Source organism: Flavobacteriales bacterium (assembly GCA_013001705.1).
Taxonomy (GTDB): Bacteria; Bacteroidota; Bacteroidia; order Flavobacteriales_D; family JABDKJ01; genus JABDLZ01.
In genome coordinates this window covers 1-18452 of record JABDLZ010000097.1, presented here as the reverse complement: position 1 = coordinate 18452, position 18452 = coordinate 1, and the positions used below count along the sequence as shown (strand labels likewise).

Annotated in this window: 21 protein-coding genes; 3 read left to right on the top strand and 18 right to left on the bottom strand. The window is 49.8% G+C overall.

From position 1 onward, the window contains the following. Both HKN79_03920 and HKN79_03915 read left to right on the top strand, forming a co-directional pair. Nucleotides 1-284, top strand: a 284-nt coding sequence (locus HKN79_03920) for an aminotransferase class I/II-fold pyridoxal phosphate-dependent enzyme (GenBank protein NNC82701.1), incomplete at its 5' end; no start/stop codon positions are given. Further along, nucleotides 281-1060 carry an amidohydrolase gene (locus HKN79_03915; GenBank protein NNC82700.1) on the top strand — a complete coding sequence of 260 codons (780 nt, stop codon included), beginning with the start codon at nucleotides 281-283 and terminating at the stop codon, nucleotides 1058-1060. The genes HKN79_03920 and HKN79_03915, both read left to right, overlap by 4 nt. Here HKN79_03915 and HKN79_03910 read toward each other — a convergent pair. Genes HKN79_03910 through HKN79_03900 form a run of 3 tightly spaced genes read right to left on the bottom strand, consistent with a single transcriptional unit; the run spans nucleotide 1050 to nucleotide 3782 of the window. Then, nucleotides 1050-2639, bottom strand: a complete 1590-nt coding sequence (locus HKN79_03910) for an Ig-like domain-containing protein (GenBank protein ID NNC82699.1) — start codon at nucleotides 2637-2639, stop codon at nucleotides 1050-1052. The two genes, HKN79_03915 and HKN79_03910, sit on opposite strands and share 11 nt — an antisense overlap. Then, a complete protein-coding gene (locus tag HKN79_03905; protein ID NNC82698.1) occupies nucleotides 2621-3106 on the bottom strand; it encodes a GAF domain-containing protein in 486 nt (161 codons plus the stop codon). The genes HKN79_03910 and HKN79_03905 overlap by 19 nt, the downstream gene beginning before the upstream one ends. Then, nucleotides 3087-3782: a ComF family protein gene (locus HKN79_03900; GenBank protein ID NNC82697.1), complete on the bottom strand. Its 696-nt coding sequence runs from the start codon at nucleotides 3780-3782 to the stop codon at nucleotides 3087-3089. Before HKN79_03900 ends, HKN79_03905 begins: the two co-directional genes overlap by 20 nt. A 104-nt stretch (nucleotides 3783-3886) precedes the next feature. Between HKN79_03900 and HKN79_03895 the strand changes: the two genes are divergently transcribed. Then, on the top strand, nucleotides 3887-4813 hold the full coding sequence (locus tag HKN79_03895; GenBank protein NNC82696.1) for a hypothetical protein: 927 nt from the start codon (nucleotides 3887-3889) through the stop codon (nucleotides 4811-4813). A 3-nt stretch (nucleotides 4814-4816) separates the two neighbouring features. Here HKN79_03895 and HKN79_03890 read toward each other — a convergent pair whose 3' ends face one another. The 15 genes from HKN79_03890 to HKN79_03820 all read right to left on the bottom strand — a co-directional run bounded on the left by HKN79_03890 (nucleotide 4817) and on the right by HKN79_03820 (nucleotide 18346). Further along, nucleotides 4817-5059, bottom strand: a complete 243-nt coding sequence (locus HKN79_03890) for a hypothetical protein (GenBank protein ID NNC82695.1) — start codon at nucleotides 5057-5059, stop codon at nucleotides 4817-4819. A 23-nt stretch (nucleotides 5060-5082) separates the two neighbouring features. Continuing rightward, a complete protein-coding gene (locus HKN79_03885; GenBank protein NNC82694.1) occupies nucleotides 5083-5505 on the bottom strand; it encodes a DUF420 domain-containing protein in 423 nt (140 codons plus the stop codon). 85 nt (nucleotides 5506-5590) lie between these two features. Further along, on the bottom strand, nucleotides 5591-6208 hold the full coding sequence (locus HKN79_03880; GenBank protein NNC82693.1) for an SCO family protein: 618 nt from the start codon (nucleotides 6206-6208) through the stop codon (nucleotides 5591-5593). 93 nt (nucleotides 6209-6301) lie between these two features. Continuing rightward, complete coding sequence (locus HKN79_03875) at nucleotides 6302-6679, bottom strand: cytochrome C oxidase subunit IV family protein (GenBank protein ID NNC82692.1); 378 nt, start codon at nucleotides 6677-6679, stop codon at nucleotides 6302-6304. A gap of 3 nt (nucleotides 6680-6682) precedes the next feature. Beyond that, nucleotides 6683-7573 (bottom strand): cytochrome oxidase subunit III, encoded by an 891-nt coding sequence (locus HKN79_03870; protein NNC82691.1) that lies wholly within the window; start codon nucleotides 7571-7573, stop codon nucleotides 6683-6685. 25 nt (nucleotides 7574-7598) lie between these two features. Beyond that, nucleotides 7599-8330, bottom strand: coding sequence for a hypothetical protein (locus tag HKN79_03865; GenBank protein ID NNC82690.1), 732 nt, complete (start codon nucleotides 8328-8330; stop codon nucleotides 7599-7601). 27 nt (nucleotides 8331-8357) lie between these two features. Continuing rightward, nucleotides 8358-9239, bottom strand: coding sequence for a protoheme IX farnesyltransferase (gene cyoE / locus HKN79_03860; GenBank protein ID NNC82689.1), 882 nt, complete (start codon nucleotides 9237-9239; stop codon nucleotides 8358-8360). Between the two features lie 81 nt (nucleotides 9240-9320). Further along, the gene (locus HKN79_03855; GenBank protein ID NNC82688.1) at nucleotides 9321-10823 is read right to left on the bottom strand and encodes a hypothetical protein; all 1503 of its coding nucleotides are present in this window, start codon (nucleotides 10821-10823) and stop codon (nucleotides 9321-9323) included. Beyond that, nucleotides 10820-11908 (bottom strand): undecaprenyl/decaprenyl-phosphate alpha-N-acetylglucosaminyl 1-phosphate transferase, encoded by a 1089-nt coding sequence (locus HKN79_03850; protein NNC82687.1) that lies wholly within the window; start codon nucleotides 11906-11908, stop codon nucleotides 10820-10822. Before HKN79_03850 ends, HKN79_03855 begins: the two co-directional genes overlap by 4 nt. 53 nt (nucleotides 11909-11961) lie before the next feature. Next, nucleotides 11962-13551, bottom strand: a complete 1590-nt coding sequence (locus HKN79_03845; GenBank protein NNC82686.1) for a hypothetical protein — start codon at nucleotides 13549-13551, stop codon at nucleotides 11962-11964. Beyond that, nucleotides 13514-14452 carry a GDP-L-fucose synthase gene (locus tag HKN79_03840; GenBank protein NNC82685.1) on the bottom strand — a complete coding sequence of 313 codons (939 nt, stop codon included), beginning with the start codon at nucleotides 14450-14452 and terminating at the stop codon, nucleotides 13514-13516. The genes HKN79_03845 and HKN79_03840 overlap by 38 nt, the downstream gene beginning before the upstream one ends. Further along, a complete protein-coding gene (gmd, locus tag HKN79_03835; GenBank protein ID NNC82684.1) occupies nucleotides 14445-15539 on the bottom strand; it encodes a GDP-mannose 4,6-dehydratase in 1095 nt (364 codons plus the stop codon). Before gmd ends, HKN79_03840 begins: the two co-directional genes overlap by 8 nt. Before the next feature lie 62 nt (nucleotides 15540-15601). Continuing rightward, the gene (locus HKN79_03830) at nucleotides 15602-16336 is read right to left on the bottom strand and encodes a L,D-transpeptidase (protein NNC82683.1); all 735 of its coding nucleotides are present in this window, start codon (nucleotides 16334-16336) and stop codon (nucleotides 15602-15604) included. Nucleotides 16337-16450: 114 nt separating this feature from the next. Then, the gene (gene cysQ / locus HKN79_03825) at nucleotides 16451-17248 is read right to left on the bottom strand and encodes a 3'(2'),5'-bisphosphate nucleotidase CysQ (GenBank protein NNC82682.1); all 798 of its coding nucleotides are present in this window, start codon (nucleotides 17246-17248) and stop codon (nucleotides 16451-16453) included. Between the two features lie 15 nt (nucleotides 17249-17263). Next, complete coding sequence (locus HKN79_03820; GenBank protein ID NNC82681.1) at nucleotides 17264-18346, bottom strand: hypothetical protein; 1083 nt, start codon at nucleotides 18344-18346, stop codon at nucleotides 17264-17266. Between the last annotated feature and the right edge of the window lie 106 nt (nucleotides 18347-18452).

The window sequence follows — 18452 nt, the reverse complement described above, 5'->3', positions numbered from 1 at the left end:
CCTTCTACCAAGAGAAACGCGATTTCTTCTGCCGTGCAGTCGCTGGTTCGCGATTCGATTTCACAGCGTCCGAGGGCACCTATTTCCAGCTCTTGGACTATGGTAGTATCGCTCAAGAACCGGATGTGGATATTGCAAGGAAATGGACTATCGATGAAGGAATCGCATCCATTCCCATCTCGGTATTCTACCAGCATCCACCGGAACAACATCTGTTGCGATTCTGTTTTGCGAAAAATGAAGAAACCCTCGAACGAGCGGCTGAAATACTCCATCGATTATGAATATCACTCTCATACAAGCGGAACTCTATTGGGAGGATCGAGCGTCCAACTTGAAAATGTTGGATAGTCAGTTGGAACAATTGAAGCGTACTGATATCGTGGTTCTTCCAGAGATGTTCACTACTGCATTCTCCACCCAATCAAAGGATCTAGCCGAGAAGATGGATGGGCATACCGTAGCTTGGATGAAGGCACATGCATCCCATCTGCAGGCGGTACTGGCCGGGAGCGTGATCATCGAAGAAGAAGGAAGGTACTACAACCGATTCCTCTGGGTCACTCCCGAGGGTGATGTCACTCACTATGACAAACGTCATCTGTTCCGCATGGCAGGCGAGCATGATCATTTCAGTCCCGGCAGGGATCGGGTGATTGTCAAGTGGAAGGATTGGCGAATCATGTTGCAGGTATGCTATGACCTGCGTTTCCCGGTCTTCTCACGCAATCGGTATCATGGAGGAGACTATGAATACGATCTGATCATCTATGTGGCCAATTGGCCTCGGCCGAGGCACAATGCTTGGAGAGGCCTTTTGCAGGCCCGGGCCATGGAGAACCTCGCGTATAGTGCTGGTGTCAATCGGATCGGATCGGATGCCAATGGACTGGAGTATGCGGGCGGCTCTGTGATATATGATTACTTAGGGAAACATTTGGCCCAAGGGCAAGAGGATATGTGCATACTCCAAGCCGATCTGGATCGGGAAGCTCTGCTCAGATTCCGAGAGAAGTTCCCTACTGGGATGGATGCCGATCAGTTCGAACTCAAGGTCTGAAGTCCACTTTCACCTCTTGTTCCACCTCCCAATTGGCTCGGATCACAATGGCTTCGCTGAGCATGAAGACCGGTTCCGGTTGACGTCTATCGACAAAAGAAGCGGGCGTCCAGCTGTCATCCCCATTCGTGTCTTCATAGACACGTAGTGTGTAGCTATCGGGGTTCAAGTACTCTACCTCCCAAGTTCCGTCATCATCGAAGGAGACGCTGCGTATGACTTGATCATTCTTATCCAATAGTTGACATACGAAATCACCGTTATAGGGTAAGTCGATATCCAGTCTTAGGATACCAAAGGACTCCGGGCTCGGTAATCGAAGCACTGTGACCAGAGTATCATTGGACGCACCGTAGATGTCTTCCACTGTCCCGGGGTCAAGGGTCAAGGTATAGTTGCCAATGCTCCAATCTGCACTCAGTGAAATGGCCAAGGCTGGAAATTCAGCTTGGATCTGGAAAGGCTCTGATATCGAGTCCCGGGTCAACTCGATTCCATTGGTATCCAGCCGCGCTATGGGGCTACTGAATTGAAGTTCGGCCGGACTTTGCTCATCATCGAGCGTAGCCACCATGAGTACACTTTGCTCGGCACGCTCGGTCACTCGACCTGGGGACAAAGTGTCCTGCAGTTGAGCATAGCTGATGATCAGTTCATCCTCAGCGATCACAGGTGGTGCGAACCAAAGTCTGAGCGAATCCCCTTGCTGAGTGAAGGACTGTATGAATGACAGCCGATCATGAGCACTTCCTGCAAATTCTGGAATGGAATCCGTTCCTCTGAATGTCAATTCGAGATAGGACCCATCCAGCCCCCAATCGGCCGAATTCAATGCCGGATCGTCTTGAAAGGCTCTGGACAAGCGTAAGGTGTAGCCTATCGTATCGCGCTCTAGAGGTCGGAGTGTGGAATCAGTAAATGCGATCGGTTCTGTCTCACCGATACCAAGGTCGCCATTGATATCACGCAATCCCATGAGTTGATAGTCTCCCATGGCGAGATTGGATAGATAGAAATTCCCTTCACCATCTGTGCGTGCCACATAGAGCGGTCTGCCTCCTAATATCATGGAGTCCGCTACATCGGGATAGATCAAGGCCAGACAATCCCCACAGGGTCGATTATATGCTGCGGTGAGTATCCTACCTCTCATCTCGAGCGAATCGATCACTGCCCCGGTAGAGAAAAGGTAGACATTACTCTCCAGCACATTGCCCTCATTATTATCGACCACCGCGCTACCCAGATTGATCGTATAGGTGGTGTTCTCTGCCAATTCCTGATCGCCTAGGTCGATGATCAGTCGCCTACCGCCTTTGAGTTGGATATCCGGATTGTCCTCCAGGGGTGGTGAGATCAGAACCTGCTCACGTACATTCTCCAATCGAACAAATTCATCGAACACGATCTCAATACTCTGAGCATCGAAATACGTGGACATGGGCAGAGGCTCGGCACTCACTATGCGAGGAGCTTCGGTATCCCTCGGTCCACCGGTGGGGGTGCGTTGTTGTGCACAGGCCGCAAGTATGCATACCAGAATCAGAATACGCCACAGGCTCACTTCCATGTCGGCCACTCTTGCGCGATGTATTGACAGATAGCCTCCAGGCCGAGGCGATCCTCTTCTGAGAAATGATCCAGATGTTCCGAATCCACATCGAGAACCATGACCACCTTATCGTTTACGACCACGGGCACCACCACTTCCGATCGCGAGGATGCATTGCAGGCGATATGCCCTGGAAATGCATGCACATCCGCCACGCAGATAGACCTCTTCTGTTCCCATGCACTACCACATACGCCTTTGCCGTATGCAATACGCGTGCAGGCTACCGGACCTTGGAAAGGGCCGAGCACCAGCTCTTCTCCTCTCACCAGATAGAATCCGGTCCAGAACCACTTGAATTCGTGATGTAGTACAGCCGCAAGGTTGGAAAGGTTGGCCACTGCATACTCCTCTCCTTGGACCAAGGATGCCACCTGCTTCAACAGCAGTGCATAGCGTTCCGATATTTTGACTTCAGAATTCTGCACAGGCAATAGTAGCTACATAGAGTCGGACTCCATCGACTTTGATCAATTGATTGGCACAGGCTTCCAGTGTCGCACCTGTTGTCATGACATCATCCAGCAGGAGCAATCGTTTCCCTTCTAATTCTCTGGAGTCGTCCAGTTCGAACACATCCTGCACATTGGCCCAACGTTCTAGGGAGTCTTTTCGTGTTTGGCTCGTATTGTCCACCACACGCTTAAGCGCGTGTTTCAGCTTCCCATAGCCTTTTTGCTCCATGCCCTGGGCGATGACCTCGGATTGATTATATCCTCTCATCTTCTTCTTACGAGGATGAAGTGGGACCGGAATAAGGTAGTCCATCGCGTGAAATCGTTCTGAACTCAGCAACTCTTCTGCCAGCGAGGCACCCATCCATTCTCCTACCTCTCGATGTCCTTCGTATTTGAGTCTGTGCATCAGGTGTTGTACCCTACCGTTCTTCACAAAATATAGAAGACTGGTCGCAGCCTCGAAAGGGAATCGTCCCATCAATCTCGTTTCAATGGCGTTATATGACATATCATGGATACGGGCATAGGGCATATCCATGCGACATGAAAGACATATCAATTCTTCTCCTCTGAGCAGGGGTGTGGAGCAGGCAGAGCAGGGGGTGGGATAGAAAAGGTCGAGTAAGGGGATATGTGCTTGAAGAGCCTTCAATAATTTATATATAGTTTTAGCCTGAACGAGTAGCGGTAATGAAGCACTGAAAGACAGAGCATCACCGTTAAGACACGTAAAACACTGACAAATCTATCCTGTACATGGCTAAAGCAGACGAAACAGCGGCAAAAAACACAAAGACACTCTACGGAATCATCGGAGTTCTCTCAGTGCTCGTGGTGGTCCTAGGTGTTCTCCTCATCATGCAGCGGGGTGAGAATACGGACCTTACTGAGAATAATGACACCCTTACTGTAGAGCGTAACGACCTGCAAGAAGAACTCGGTAGTATGCTCGAGCAATACGATGCCCTGACCGTGGAGAATGAGGATATGAATGCGGAGATGTTGGAGCAGAAAGAAGAGATCACCCGGCTCATGGAACGGGTCAATAAGCTCAACAAGGATGATAGGAACCTGCGATGGGAGATCGATAAACTGAAGAAAGAGGCGCGGACACTCCGAGATATCATGAAGGGCTATCTGGTCAAGATAGATTCACTCAATCAGGCCAATGCCGCTCTTACCGAAGAAAACACCACGCTCTCTACCAATCTGACCGAGGTGACCTCCCGGAAGAATGAACTCGAATCCACCGTGGAGAATCAGGAGAATCTGATCAAACAAGGATCTGCATTGACGGCAGTGGATCTGAGTGCTTCTGGATTGCGCATCAAGTCCAGTGGAAAGCAGGCCGAGACCAATCGGGCCAGCCGAGCAGAGATGATACGCACCTGTGTCAGCCTCGGAGAGAATCGTATCACGGAATCGGGTAAGAAGACCCTGCATGTAAGGATAATCAGTCCAGAAGGTGTGGTCTTGGAAGATGACGACTACCCCAATGCGACCTTTGAATTCGAGGGGATCTCTGGTAAATACAGTACCAGACGGGACATAGAGTACAACAATGAACCCCAAGATATCTGTGTGTTCTATACAGTGAACTCAGAACTGAGCACAGGCCAGTATATCGTAGAGCTCTACGAATCGGGATTCATGGTCGGAAAAACAAGCTTCGATCTACGATAGCCGTCAGATACTCAGCTTGGACCTCCTGATCTCTTTACGAACGATGTAGAAGGCCACTGCGAACATCAACAGATAGGGGAATCCCATCAGGTATAGGATGCCATTGTTGATCCCTTCGCTCACACGTACACCTTCCATGGCAGCATCTGACTCCAGAACTGCGCGGCACATGGCACATTGAGCTGAGACATCCATTGCGGCCAAGAGCATCAACAGGCCCATCGATATGTGCTCGAAAGCTTTCATCAATGTAAAGACAAAGATAGCCTCTAGAAGGCGTAATATGGGGCTAAGAAAAGGTACACAACGACACCTGTGATACACACATAGAGCCAGACGGGATAGGTAAATCGCACCAAACGCTTGTGCTTGGCAATGGCACCGATATATCCCCTGTAGTAGGCCAAGAGGATAAAAGGAAGGGATAGGCCGGCCAGTAAGATATGTGTGATCAGAATGATGTAGTAGGCCGTTCTGAATTCCCCGCCATAGCTTGTGTCACCAGAGAAATAGTGGAAGACCACATAGTTGAGCAAGAAGACGACACTCAGTACCATGGCCGAGGTATTCAGTCTCCTATGTAAGGTGACCTTCTTGTTCTTGATAGCGATCAGAGATGCAATGAGCAGCAGGGCACAGGTGCCATTGATGAGTGCGTTGAACCTGGGAGCGTTCTGCATCCAAGACGGCATCCCTTCTGCTTGGGGAAGTTCATGGAGGATGATCACCAGGCCATAGACCACGGCAGTGAATATCCATATGGCCCATATGATGCGTTTATCTTCCTTCACGCTTCTTCTGCTTGCGTTCTTGCCCTATCAACATCTTGATGTCCTCCTCCAACTCCCGTACTTCTTCTGGGTCGGTCCCATCGTAGTATCCTCTGATATGGCCTTCTTTATCCACTAGGATGAACTTCTCCGAATGGAGGAAGTTCCCTTGCTGGTCAACGTCTTCTTGAGTAGTGACCCGGAATCCATTCACCCCTAGGTCATAGATCTCTTCTTTATCCCCTGTGGCCATGGACCATCGCTTATCTGTGATCTCCATGCTCTTGCGATAGTCCATCAATACCTCTGGCGTATCGTACTCCGGATCCACGGTGAGGGATAAAAATCGAACCTCATCGAAATAATCCTCTTCGAGTTCCCAGACCAGGGTCCGCATCTGACGGGTCATCTTGGGGCAGATGGTCGTACATGTGGTGAAAAAGAAATCCACCACAGAGATATGTCCATCGATATAGCTTCTGTCCAAGGTCTGCCCTTGATGATCTACGAACTGGAAAGGTGGAATGGTACTCCAGATGGTGTCATTGACCATCTGACCATCGACTTGTTTCTGTACGACTTCCTCGGGGAAGAAATAAGGCAGATCCCTAAAGCTATGTTGCATCCTACTCAACAGGAAAATGAAAACAAATCCTGTAAGGAAGATTACTGTGAGGAAAATACGTTGCTTGAGTTTACTCTTATTTCTGGTCATTGATCATTCTGCATAGAACAAGTCATTGATATAGGCCGACTCGGTCAGGGCGATAAAGATCAAGTAGAGTATAAAGACTATGTAAGGCGCCAGTATGGTGTATTTGAGGCTCTTGCGCTCATCTCCTAAATGCATGAACACCAGCACGATATATGCGGCCTTCAAAAGGGTCATCCCGATAAAGAGCCACTTGACGATGGTCCATGTCGTGCTACCGCTCTCGCGAGGTATGGTCGCACCGATGGCCACTTCTATAACAGTGACGATGGTCAGTAGAGCGGTTACTTTCCAGATCTTCTTGCGAATCTGTTTGCCATGCTCATCGTCATGCTTAGCAGCTACCGCATATTGTTCATCGTATATGAGATCGTCTCTCTCCATAGGTCACACGAGATAGAAAAAGGTGAATACAAATACCCAGACCAGATCGACAAAGTGCCAATAGAGCCCGGTCTTCTCGACCATTTCAAAGTGTCCTCGTTTATCATAGACTCCTTTGATCACTTGGATGAGAATGATCAGGTTGATGACCACACCGCTGAATACATGGAATCCATGGAAGCCGGTGATAAAGAAGAATGCGTTACCGAACTGCGGTGCTGCTTTGACATACTCCTGGTCACTGGAGTTCGAAGTAGCTGCATACTCATTGCGCAGCATGTTGGCTCCGTGCCAATAATCCACTGCATCGGCCAAAATTCCTTGTACTTCTGAATCGGGAACAGGAATGATCTCTCCTTCTCCGTACTTGTTCTGTACGAGTTCCAATCCATCTACATAGTGGATCGTGCCTTCATCCGTCATGTGCAGATCCATATTGGAATGATATACCTCTCCGGTAGAAGTGGTGATATAGCCTCCACTACCGTGTATGAAGTGATACCATTCCCAAGCCTGAGAACCGAGGAAGAAGAGCCCTCCTACTACAGTAAGCCCGAGCCATTTGATCACCCCTTGTTTATCCAATCGATGGCCTGCCTCCACGGCCAGTACCATGGTCACCGAACTGATGATGAGAATGAAGGTCATCAATGCCACATACAATAGTGGATAGCCTTCCCCGAGGAAAGGCATGGCGTTGAACACCTTTTCACCGACCGGCCAGTCGGGATATTTATGCCGGAAGAATCCGTATGCGACCAATAGCCCTCCGAATGTCAATGCATCAGAGACCAAGAATAGCCACATCATCAATTTACCGTAGGAAACACGGAAGGGAGAACCCCCTCCTCCCCATAATTCCTCCTTGCTCAATGACTCAGTATGACCTGCCATAGGTAAGCTTGATTTGGCTGCAAGTTTAGTGAATAAAATACAAAAAGAACAGGAGGTAAATCCAGAGGATATCTACGAAATGCCAGTACAGCGCACCTTGGGTCACATTGAGCGGATTTGCAGGCGACAGTCGTCCCATCAGACCCAGTATCACCAGATAGATCAACCAGAAGATACCACCAGCTACGTGCAAGGCATGTAGGCCCGTCAACGTGATCAGATTCCGAGCAGCTGGATTGCGGAAGGTGGCGATCTCCTCATCGATGATCCGCTGACCGGTGGGGTCTGTAGGGTCATAGTAATGACCGTTCTTATACTCCACCTTCAAGCCGGACTGGGTCGTGATATAATAGTCCGTATCGTATTCTCCCTTCAAATGCTCCAAGAATCCACCTTGCAGATGCATCCCTTTAGCGGCCATCTGGTCCCAACCTTTGACCTGTGAATACACAAATCCGAGACCGAGCACCAGACTGCTGATGAGGAGTATATTGAGCAAGGACTTTTTTCCTTGTTTGACCGCTCTTACCGCCCCGATCATCGTCAGTGAGCTCAGAATGATGAGTGCTGTACTCCACCAGAATGCAGTCGGCATGGTGATATTGAGCCAGTAGGCGGCTGCACCCCTTGACACGATATGCATGCTCGTCAGACCAGCGAAGAACATGATGATCCCTACGATACCGATGATCAATAGCAGTTTCTTGGCACGGATCATCTTCTCATCCATTACAGGTTCGGTGTGTTCGTTTTCCATTGTCAATGTTTCCATGTCGGTCATTACCTAAATACGATCGAGGACGAAAATGATCTGCAATACCGGGAGGTAGAAGAAGGTGGTGAACATCAGCTGTTTTGCAGATCGGATGTCCTGTTCTTTGTAGAATAAGAATGCCATATAGCTGAAAAAGCTGCTCAGTGCCACCCCCACTACGGCCGATATGATCCCGGTCGTTCCCAAGGCCCATGGAAGCAGTCCTACCGGAATAAGGAAGAGCGAATAGAGCAGCACCATGAACGCGCTCCGGCTATCCTTGCCTCCAGCCGATGGGAGGAGTTTGAAGCCCGCTTTAGCGTAGTCATCATGAAGCACCCATGCGATAGACCAGAAGTGAGGGAACTGCCAGATGAACTGTATGGCGAACAAGGCTCCTGGTTCCAATCCGAATTCTCCCGTTGCCGCTATCCAGCCCAGCATAGGAGGTATGGCCCCCGGAAATGCCCCCACGAATACTGCCCAGGGGGTTACTTTTTTGAGCGGTGTATAGATCAGTACATAGCTCAATAAGGCGGCTAAGGCTAGTAGAAATGCATTGGTATTGGTGAAGTACCAGATGATTCCCAGGCCCAGCAGGCCCATCAGAGTGCTGAAGATGGCTCCAGTACCTTGACTTAGCCTGCCCGCAGCGATGGGTCGGTCCTTGGTACGGTCCATGAGCAGGTCCGATCGGTATTCTATGACCTGATTGAGCCCGTTGCTTCCGCCCGTGACCAAGAAGCCTCCCAGAACCAAAGCCCAGAATTCAGTCCATACCCAAGAGGCACTTCCTGTAGCAAGACCGTAGCCCAGCACAGAAGAGATCACTACCAGACTGGCCAACCTGGGTTTGGCCAAGGCCACGATATCCCTAAAACGGGAAGGACGATCGATTTCTGTAATATCCAAGGGTTTCAAAAGAGACAGGTCGATGGGCTAGAATGCGGCTGCAAAGGTACATCGAATGATGCCATTCTCAAGGAACCGAAGTCACCGATAGCCGTCCCCTATATTGCTCCTCAGCGAGAGGGTGAAGATGTGGTCGGTACCCTTCACATCCCCCATATCCCAGCGACTGTGATAACCGAGCATGATGCGTCTATCGCTCTTGTGGTCGAGAATACGCGAGAGATAGATGCTGTTCTGGATGGCCTCGGTGCGATCCCCCTGACCGATGAAGTTCCCTACATCACGGAAGGGGTCCACATAGGAGCGGAAGATGTCTCCTCCTAGGTTGATATCCCCCACATCGTCTCCTTTGATCACGTAGGTCAGTAGGTTCCTCAGTGACCAAGGGTCTTTTTCCATTTCTGCCAGCACGAGGAATTCATAGAAATTGGCCCCCAAGGGATGTGCCAGAGAACCGTTGAAGTGTGCGTAATTCTGGATCGGGCTTCCATGCGAATAGGTGAAGGGACGCACCATATTGAATTCGGATTGCATGTACAGACCTTCTACACCGAGCACATCCTGCCCTTTGACACCTAATTGAATCCCAAACTTATTGCCCCACCAACCATTCGCAGCTTGGAATTGGTCCAGCAGGAATTCATCGAATGCAAACTGCGCATATATCAGGTAACTGGGATAGACCTTGAAGCTCATCCCCAGACCAATGATCGCATTGTCGGCCGAGCCCGATGCGAACTCCACCGGTCGGTAGAAAATGATAGGGTTCAGGTATTGCACATCGAATCCACGCTGTGAAAGACTATCCTCGGATTGCCAGATGATGGTCTCGAAGATCTGCACGTTGATCCTCGGGCTGATATTCCAACTCAGCATGTGAGTCGAAGTGAACTTGTCTTCGAATGCGGCACCTTCATCATCGATATCGATGATTCCTTGTTGCCAGGAGAAGAGATTCGTGTAATCGATATGCCAGACCTTGGTCTTGAGTTGGAGATAGGGATATGCCGGAGCATGATCGGAGAGAAAGAGAGAGCGGTACCCATCTCCCCAGAAGTGCTTCGCTCGGCCGAGCTCTATGGAAAAGATATGAGAAGGGTCGAATCTGAGAGCGAACAAACCGTTCCAGATACTGGCCGTACCTCCTTGCTCATCGATGACCTTCCCGATACCCGGATAGACATCCTCCCTCACAGGTCCCTTGTAGAGCAATGAAGTGCCATCTACGATGCCTCCGTAGGCTGCGCCCTGTAAACGGATGCGCTTACCGATAGGCTGGTCGATCGCTAAGCCCACCAATGCCTGTGATGTCCACATAGGGGTATGTCCAGGGTCGATTCCCAGTTCGCCACCTAATAGGAATACCGGTTTCAGTCGATCCCGCAATGAATTGTGCGTGCTATCCTCGCCTGATGCATTCCGGTCATAGGAACGATAGACTGAATGGAATTGGTCATCGTTGACATCGAAACGTTGATTCCAAATCCAGCGGTCGGTATTGTCATTGACCAATAGCCCAGTTCCCTGAGCGATCGACCCAGCATGAATCACACAGATCAATAGAAAAGTGAAGGCCCGGTTCATACCTTTTTCCTAGAACGGATGAGCAAGGGTAGGTGGTACAGCAAGGTGGCCGAAGCCAACATCAGCAGGAATGCCAGGGTCACATTCAGCTGCATGAACAATAGGTTGATCATGACCAGACTGATATTCAGCAGATATACCGCCAAGGCGGTACGCGAATGATTCAGACCGGATGAGAGTAGTTTATGATGGATATGGTTCTTGTCTGCAAGGAAGGGTGAATTACCTGCCAAGGCGCGCAACATGAAGACCCGCAAAGTGTCTACTAATGGATAGCTCAAGATGGACATGGCCAATACTGGCGTGGAGATATGCATTATGGATTCAGGCAACTTGGACGTATCATGCTCTACCATCATGATCGCGAGCACGCTCATCACAGCCCCGATAAGCATAGATCCACTATCACCCATGAATATGCGGGCAGGATGGAAGTTGAAGATCAAGAATGCAAACAGGGCTCCGGCCAGACAAGAGGCCAAAAGGGTCAAGGGAATATCCCCCGCCATATAGAACCACAGCGCGAAGAATGCGCAGGCGATCATCCCTACACCTGCTGCGAGACCATCTACACCATCGATCAGGTTGAAACCATTCACAATGACCACGTAGGTAAAGACCGACAACATGATAGAGAACCAATCCGGTATCTGTTCATAACCGAAAAGACCGTGCATGCTCTCGATACGCACATCGGCCATAAGTACCAGGATGAAGGCTACGAGCATATGGCCTACCAGCTTATACAGGGGGGCGGTGCCGATGATGTCATCCTTCACGCCAATGAAGAAGAGTATGAGCAAGGAAGCGATCATGTATTTGAACTGATCGAATGCCTGGAGCAAGTCGTTATATGGGTCGTAGAAGTAGTTGCGGTCCTCCGTAGGGAACCACAGGGCGTAAGCGAATATGAATCCCGCAAAAATGATAATCCCGCCTATGGTAGGAACACTGGAGATATGCAGCTTGCGCGCTTCAGAAGGCTCATCTACCAATCTCTTCAGTTTGGCCACCTTGATCAGACTCGGTGTGGCCAACAGAACGATGAAGAATGCTGTGATGAAACCTAGGATGACTATATCCACAATGCTGCGCTAGAATCGGTTAAAACTACGGAATTACTCATGCCTGTCCCTTCTTAGAAATCCTCATAGCTATTGAACAGACTCATCTCGACCCCGAATTTGAAATAGGACTGCTTCTGTTCAGGCCACGCTCCATTCCGTTCTCTGAACATCCAACCGATGTAGGCATTGAAATTCGAACGCGGATTGAACATCTTCCCTACTCTGATATCCAGGTGTTCCAGCCGGGACTTGTAGTCATCCAGATCATCGGTCACACAGGTCAATGTGGTGAAGATATCCCCTCCTGCTGCGCAGGGGTCGACTTCGTCAGGCAGGTCGATGAGTTGGTCTGCACCCGAGTAGTCAGCCCGTAGGAACCATCGGTCATAGAAATAGGTGATATCCACATGAAGTTCATCGAAGCCCGCTCCCATAGGGTGAGCTATGGCCTGGCCGAAATGGCCTTGATTCTGACGGATATTATTGTTGGCGTAGGTGAATCGAGCCACAGAATTATACTCCACTCCTAGCGACAGGCCATCAACACCTAGATCCACTGTGCGTGCTCCTACCTGAAAACCGTCCCGATCCTCTTTATCGAGAACATATTGGCCATAGATAAGAAGCTGTGGAATGGGGCGAGCACTGATGTCAGCACCTATCATGACATTGTCCCTCACATCATCGAGTCCGATGCTGGCAGCTGCCGTGCCTATCAATGGGGAGTAGGCCAATGGATCGAGTGCGACCGGACCTTCTCTTGGTTCGAATCGATTCCACATCACCCCTTCGAACAGTCCGATACTGAGCTTCTCGATGGGCCGGATCTCCAAATACTTGAAACTCCCATTCTTCTTTACAAAAAGACTCTCCGGAGTATCTCCCTGAGGTAGCCTACTCAGAGTCTGTAACCATGCGTGAATGATATGATACCTGACTTTTCCCTTGAACCATTGGAATGAAGCCTTGACTTGCGGATAGGTATAGGAATTATCGCTCAGGAGCAAGGATCGATACCCGGATCCTATAAAATTCTTCTGACTACCGAATTGTATGTTGACCCAATCAGCAGGTGCATAGGCCACAAAGCCCTCAGCGATACTATGGTCTCGCCCGGTGGTGGCAAAAGGTTTGATGCGCCCGGTCCCGGGCATCACATTGGTCTCCTGCGTGTAGAGATACATGTAATAGGGGAGAAAGGATTGATGCTCGCGGAATGAGGTCTCGAATGATACCTTTTGACCGATATCTCCTCGCACGATGAAGCCTCTCATGTTACGGGACATCCGGGTCGTATCCTGGTACTCGTTATCCAAGCCTTGCTCGGTACCTACTTCGAGATGCAGCAAGAGATCGATATGGGCAGTGAAGTCCTCTGATTCGATGTTGATCAAATGATCATCGTAGAGCTTGTTGCTGGCCACGCTGTATCGCTTTTCTTGCTCGAATCCTTTGATGGTATCCAGTCCGACCCAGTTGACTGGTAATCCTTGGAATGATCCATGGTGGGTCGTATCGCTTCTCAAGAGGTGGAGCCTGGTGTAGCGGTCCAATGGAAGCCCGTAGTGCTGGGCTATGAGTAGCGGTCCTGAGCATAAAGTGACCGCGAGCAAGAGGATGATCCTAGACCGAGAAAGCCGCATGCTTGACTTCTTGCTCATAGACCTGACGTATCCCTTCTTGCAGTCCGATCTTGGGTTCCCAGCCCAATGAACGGATACGGGACACATCCATCAATTTACGCGGTGTGCCATCCGGCCGGGAGGTATCGAAGGTCAAATCCCCTTCAAAACCTACGATCTCTTTGATCATCAGTGCAAGTTCTTTGATCGAGATATCTTCTCCTGTTCCGATATTGAGAAAAGGTTCTTCATCATAGTTCTCCATCATGAAGAGGCAGGCGCTGGCCAGATCATCCACATGCAGGAATTCCCTTCTCGGTGAGCCTGTACCCCATATCTCTACCGTGTCTTGGTCTTCCATCTTGGCCTCATGGAATTTGCGCAGCAAGGCAGGAAGCACATGAGAGTTCTCCAGATCGTAATTATCGTTCGGACCGTAGAGATTGGTCGGCATGGCCGAGATATAGTTGCGTCCATGCTGCCTGCGGTAGCTTTCAGCGAGCTTGATGCCCGCGATCTTGGCAATGGCATATGGCTCATTGGTCGGTTCCAGTTCTCCAGTGAGAAGATACTCTTCATTGAGCGGTTGAGGCGCCATCTTGGGGTAGATACAACTGCTACCTAGGAAAAGGAGCTTGCTCACATCGGTGAGGTGGGCTGAATGGATGACGTTGGCCTCGATCATCAGATTGCGATACAAAAAATCGGCCCGATATACATTGTTGGCCTGGATCCCCCCTACTTTGGCAGCAGCCAGAAATACGTATTCAGGCCTATACTCCTGAAAGAACTCCAAGGTGGCCTGCTGGTTTGTCAGGTCCAATTCTCCAGAGCTCCGCAAAAGCAGATTGTCGAATCCAGCGTCTTCCAAGGCCCGCACAATGGCCGAACCTACCATGCCTCTGTGGCCAGCCACGTAGATACGTGCTTGCTTATTCATGGTAGTTCATCACTTTATGACCGCCTTTGAGCAGGTATTCATCCCTTTCGAAAAGTTGCAGGTCGGCCTGAACCATTTCTTTGACCAGTTCTTCAAAACCATGTTTATGACGCCAGCCCAATTTCTCATAGGCCTTGCTTGGGTCACCGATCAGCAGTTCGACCTCTGTCGGGCGGAAATATTTGGGGTCGATCTCCACCAGCACTTTTTGGGTAGCACTATCTATACCCCGCTCTTCTGAACCTTCTCCTTCCCAGATGATATCGATACCTACTTCCTTAAAGGCCAAGGTCACGAATTCCCTTACCCGATGTGTTTCTCCAGTCGCCAGAACGAAGTCTTCGGCTTCATCTTGTTGAAGCATGAGCCACATGCCTTCGATATAGTCCTTGGCATGGCCCCAATCTCGCTGTGCGTCCAAGTTGCCCAAATAGAGTTTTTCCTGTAGGCCCAGTTTGATCTTGGCCGCGGCCCGTGTGATCTTTCGTGTTACGAAGGTCTCTCCCCTCAGTGGACTCTCATGGTTGAATAGGATACCGTTGCATGCGTACATGCCATAGGCCTCACGGTAATTCTTGACGATCCAGAAGGCGTAAAGTTTTGCTACTCCATAGGGGCTACGCGGATAGAAAGGAGTCTCCTCGGTCTGGGGCACTTCCTGCACTTTTCCGTACAGCTCAGAAGTAGAGGCCTGATAGAACCGTGTCTTGTCCTGCAGCCCCAGAGTACGAATGGCCTCAAGGATGCGTAACGCTCCTACTGCATCTGCATTGGCCGTGTATTCTGGTAATTCGAAGGAGACCATCACGTGGGATTGGGCGGCCAGATTATATACCTCATCCGGCTGTACCTGCTGGATGATGCGAATCAGATTGGACGAGTCGGTCATATCTCCATAATGGAGGAAGAAATTGACATTCTCCTCGTGCTGATCCAGATACAAGTGATCTACTCTATCGGTATTGAAAAGTGAGCTCCTTCGCTTGATACCGTGGACTTCGTATCCTTTTTCCAATAGGAATTCAGCCAGATAGGCTCCGTCCTGACCGGTGACGCCCGTGATCAAGGCTACCTTCTTCTTTGTCATGGGAACAAAGGTATCCAATTGCCCTCTTGGAGCCTGAGACAACGATCAAGATAATGCTGGGGTCAGGGTCGGAGAAGACTTCGCTTCTCCTCCTTCTTTTTAAGGCGCTCGGCCTTTCGCTTCTCTTTCTTAGAGAGTTCGGTCTTCAGCTCGGGTAGGTCAGCGATGACATCGGGTTTCAGGTATCCATCCTTCCAGATGATGACCGGGGTTCCTTCCTCCACGAACTCGTACAAGGCGTACACATCGATATTGCGCATACGAATACATCCGTGAGAAGCGGGTTGACCTAGAAGTTCTTCATCCGGTGTACCGTGGATATAGATGTATCTGCGCATGCTACTCTTGGCACCGAGACTATTTCGTTCCTCACCCCCTTCCAGCCACATGATCCGTGTGGTGATCAGGTCCTTATCCTTGAAGCGCTCATCGTTGGGCACCGCTTTGCGTTTGGTATTGACGCGACTCTTGAAAATGGTATTGATATCAGCCCCTTCTCCCACTTTCTTTGCGATGAAATGCAGACCTAGAGGGGTCTTCATGCTGTTGGGCACTTCGCCTTCACCGTATTTAGAACTGCTGATCTCAAAAGTCTGTATGATCTCGCTCTTGTTCATCACATACATCTCCTGACTGTTCACATCTACGAAGAGCATCTTTCCAGATGCATAGTAGGAGAAGTGCTCATTGATGACCTCTTTGACCTTGGTCAGCTGTTTGTCAGGGCCCTCAGCAAATAGCCCAATAGACAAGAATAGGGTGAGTATGGCTAAGACTGGATTTCCTGTGCGTTTCATAACTCTGCTCGCTGCACGAAAATAGCTCTCTCTGCGGGTCCAAAAGGAGCAAGTGGTGATTCAATTTTCAACGAGGAAATCTTCATTACTGATATACCCGATTGCTCTTTTGGATCAATTGCGTTTGACCAAGAACCAATTGTTGAGGAGGTTCTCTTTGTTGTAGCGCATCGGTCGGCCCGTGCTGTGATCGGTGACCTCACAACCCGCACCCAGTGCTATTCCATGTCCAGCCGCGGTGTCCCATTCCATGGTAGGGGCATATCGGGGATAGACATCGGCCACTCCCTCGGCCACCAGACAGATCTTAAGTGAAGAGCCCATAGATACGATATCCACCTCTCCATGCTCTGCTTTCAGTTCTTCGATGAAGGATTCCGTCTCAGGTGACATATGGGATCGACTTCCAACTACCATGAAGGGTCTATCTCCTTGGGCTTTGGGCAATTTGTCCCCTTGAGAACTACATGTTTCCCATGTCCAGGTCTGATCGACTTCTACACCATCTACCTTGAAGGCTCCTTCATCCTTCATGCCCACATAGAGTTCTTTTCTAACAGGCACATAGATCACCCCCATGATGGGTATCCCTTGCTCGATCAGTGCGATGTTGACCGTGAATTCTCCATTTCTTTTGATGAATTCCTTGGTGCCGTCCAGAGGGTCCACCATCCAGAATCGCTCCCATTCCTTCCGATGATCATAGGGCATCTCCTTACCTTCTTCAGAGAGGATGGGTAAGTCGCTCTTTTTCAACTGCTCCATGATGGCCTCATGGGCACGCTTATCTGCCATGGTAAGTGGAGAACGGTCATCTTTCATCTCCACAGCAAATTCACTGGAGTAGACCTCCAGTATTTCTCGTCCACCGTTCAAGGCCGCCTGTATGGCAATATCGATAAGGTCATTCATGTATTGAGGTGCTTTTTAGAGGCCGTAAACATATACCAATACTCCGACAGCGACAAGGCAGTATAGAAGCGTGAGCGGGAGCCCGATCTTGAAGAAGTCTTTGAAGGTATATCCTCCCGGACCATAGACCATAAGATTGGTCTGATACCCGATAGGTGTGATGAAACTTGCAGCACCTCCATAGGCTACTAGAAGTACCATCATAGGTATAGGCAGACCCTGTAGATGCGCCACACTCAGAACAACAGGCAGCACGATGGCCACGGCAGCCTTACTGGTCATGAATGCCGTCAGCAGATTGGTGATGAGGAACACTCCGATAAGCAATCCATAGATACCGGTATAGTCATAGAGGGTCAATGTGCGGTCGGCCAAGGAATCAGCTACTCCGGAATTGATCATCCCTTTGCCCAAGGCCAATCCCATGGCGATGATCACGATGAGATCATAGTCTATGCTGTTCTTCAGGTCTTGGATGCTCTGCATGCAGAAGACCAGACTTGAAACCACCAGAACGATCAGACTTGTGAACAGGGGAACTATGTTGAAGACTGCCAAAGCGATACTGATCAAGAGACCTGCAAAGAGGATCAGCGCTCCTCTGCTGTTCTCTTTCTTGATATCGATGACCGATGAGAGAAAATAAAAATCCTTGCTCTGATTGACCCGACTGGCAAGGTCACGCCCAGCGAGTACCATCAACAGGTCTCCAGGCCGGATGATCACTTCACCGAGCTTACCGGAAATAGGCTCACCATTCCGATGAATGGCCATGATGGCTCCATTGAAAAGACTCCTGAATTCGGAGCGTTTCACCTTTTTGTTGACCAGGTCGCTATTCGGGGTTACGACCAGTTCTACGATACTGTCCCTATCTGCCTCGGGGATGGTAGACCTAGAAGGAAGGCTCAATCCCAATTTCGGACTACTCAACTGGGCCACACTCATGGTATCCCCCACGAACAGCAGCCGGTCACCTTCCAGTAATTTAGCATCAGGAGGTGCGGGTCTGACGACACGATTCTTCTTGATGATCTCAAATAGGAAGAGGTCTTCCATATTCCTTAGACCTGCTTCTTCGACCGTCCGCCCGATCAAGTGGGATCCTTTTTTGACAATGGTCTCAACACAGTATTCCCTTCCTCGGTCTGATATTGAATCATCCGGAGAAGATTGCGGCAATAAGGGCTTATGGAATAAGAGC